At 76.6% G+C, this 1,923-nt stretch carries 3 protein-coding genes and 1 pseudogene; all 4 read right to left on the bottom strand.

The window, feature by feature from the left end; translation table 11 throughout:
- Positions 1 to 382 (bottom strand): adenosylcobinamide-GDP ribazoletransferase (locus tag NH339_RS18080; protein WP_253027404.1); only part of this gene is annotated, 382 nt, incomplete at its 3' end.
- The gene (locus NH339_RS18075; RefSeq protein ID WP_253027403.1) at positions 379 to 810 is read right to left on the bottom strand and encodes a histidine phosphatase family protein; all 432 of its coding nucleotides are present in this window, start codon (positions 808 to 810) and stop codon (positions 379 to 381) included. The genes NH339_RS18080 and NH339_RS18075, both read right to left, overlap by 4 nt.
- Positions 807 to 1,586 (bottom strand): uroporphyrinogen-III C-methyltransferase, encoded by a 780-nt coding sequence (gene cobA / locus NH339_RS18070; RefSeq protein WP_308207103.1) that lies wholly within the window; start codon positions 1,584 to 1,586, stop codon positions 807 to 809. The genes NH339_RS18075 and cobA overlap by 4 nt, the downstream gene beginning before the upstream one ends.
- 3 nt (positions 1,587 to 1,589) lie before the next feature.
- Positions 1,590 to 1,778: pseudogene (locus tag NH339_RS18970) on the bottom strand (NAD(P)-dependent oxidoreductase); the annotation flags it as partial.
- Between the last annotated feature and the right edge of the window lie 145 nt (positions 1,779 to 1,923).

Genomic DNA, 1,923 nt, shown 5'->3' with positions numbered 1-1,923 from the left:
CGCCGGCGGCCTGCAGCCCGAGCACGAGCACGAGGGCGGCGGCCCCGGCGGGCCCGACGTCGCCGGAGCGCATGACGGCGAGCGTGCGGTCGCGGTCGTAGGACGACGTGAGCCCGTCGGCGGTGTCGGCCAGGCCGTCGAGGTGGAACGCCCGGGTGCCGAGGGCGAGGAGCCCGACGACCAGCAGCCCCGCGACGAGCGGCGCGAGACCGGCGGCGTGGGCCACCAGCACGAGCAGCGTGGCGGCGACGGCGAGCGGGAGCACGGCGAGCGGCGCGAGCAGCATCGCACCACCGGCCACCCGCCGATCGACCGTGCGCGGCGGTCGCACCGGCCAGGCGCTAAGCGTGCCGACAGCGAGCCGCCAGGCGTCGAGGGTCACGACACCGTCACCCGGACCTCAGCGTTCGCGGGCAGGCTGGGCGTCGAGCCGGTCAGGAGGGCGTGGGCGTAGGCGATGAGGTCGCCGTGGCTGACGACGAGCGTGCTGTCGAGCGGCTGGCGGGCCACGAAGGTGCGGATCCGCTCCAGCACGTCGTCGACCGTCTCGTCGAGACCACGCTCGACGAGCAGCGGGTCCTCCACGACGTCGAGCCCCAGGTGCGCGGCGACGAGGTCGGCGCTCTCCCGCGCCCGGACCAGCGGCGAGCACACCACGGCTGTCACGCCCGACTGCTCCAGCGTGTGGGCGGCCGCGACGACCTGCGCGCGACCCCGCTCGGTGAGCGGCGGGTGCGCGGTCCGGCCCTGCTCACGACCGGCGACGTTCCAGGTGGACTCGCCGTGACGCATCCAGAACAGGCGGATCACGACAGGACGTCCACGACGTGGCCGACCACGGTGACGGCCGGCGCGCCGATGCCGCTCTCGGCCACGACGTCGGCGATGGTGGCGACGGTGCCGTCGACGCGACGCTGGCTCGGCAGGCCCGCGTCGGCCACGACCGCGGCCGGGGTGCGCGGGTCGAGGCCGCCCTGCACCAGCGCCTCGGCGATGGCGGGGAGCGTGCGCACCCCCATCAGCACCACGAGGGTCGTGCCGGTGGAGGCGAGCGCCTTCCAGTCGACGGTGCAGTCGGGGTGCCCGGGCGGCACGTGTCCCGAGACCACGGTGAACCCCTGGGTGGTGCCGCGGTGGGTCACGGGGATGCCGGCGAGCGCGGGCGCGGACACCGACGACGTGACACCGGGGAGCACCCGCACGGGCACGCCGGCCGCGGCGCAGGCCAGCGCCTCCTCGCCACCACGACCGAACACGAACGGGTCGCCGCCCTTGAGCCGGACCACGCGACGCCCGGCCAGGGCGTGCTCGACCAGCAGGTCGTTGATGGTCTCCTGCGGCGTCGAGCGGCCGCCGGGCACCTTGGCGACGTCGATGACGAGCGCGTCGGCGCGGACGGCGTCGAGCGCCGCCAGGGGCACGAGCCGGTCGGTGACGACGACGTCGGCCTCGGCGAGCGCGCGCTGGCCGCCGACCGTCATGAGGTCGGGGTCGCCCGGGCCGGCGCCGACGAGCACGACCTCGCCCGGCTGCGGACGAGGGACACCCGTGGGCTCGGCGGCGGGGGTGTCCTCGCCGTCGGGCAGCCGGACCACCACGTCGGACTCGAGCACGTCGTCGAGCACGAGGTCACGCGTGCGCCAGGACACCAGGCCGCGGTCGACGAGGTCCTCGAGGGTGGCGACGAGCTCCTCGGCCACCACCGTGACGGTGTGGCCCTGCGCGAGGTGCGCGGAGACGGCCGCCGCGGCGCGCAGGCCACCGCCCACGACGAGCACACGCCTCACGGACGGGCCTCCTGCAGGACGACCTCGAGGGCCGCGAGGAAGCGGCGGGCGACGTCGGGCGCGCGGACGGCGAGGCGCACCCAGCGGTCGTCGAGGCCGGGGAACGTGTCGGCGCGGCGCACGGCCCAGCCGGCGG

Source organism: Aeromicrobium sp. CnD17-E, from assembly GCF_024124745.1.
Classification (GTDB): domain Bacteria; phylum Actinomycetota; class Actinomycetes; order Propionibacteriales; family Nocardioidaceae; genus Aeromicrobium.
Note: the sequence above shows the minus strand (reverse complement) of the source record. Positions and strands in the feature narration are given on the sequence as shown.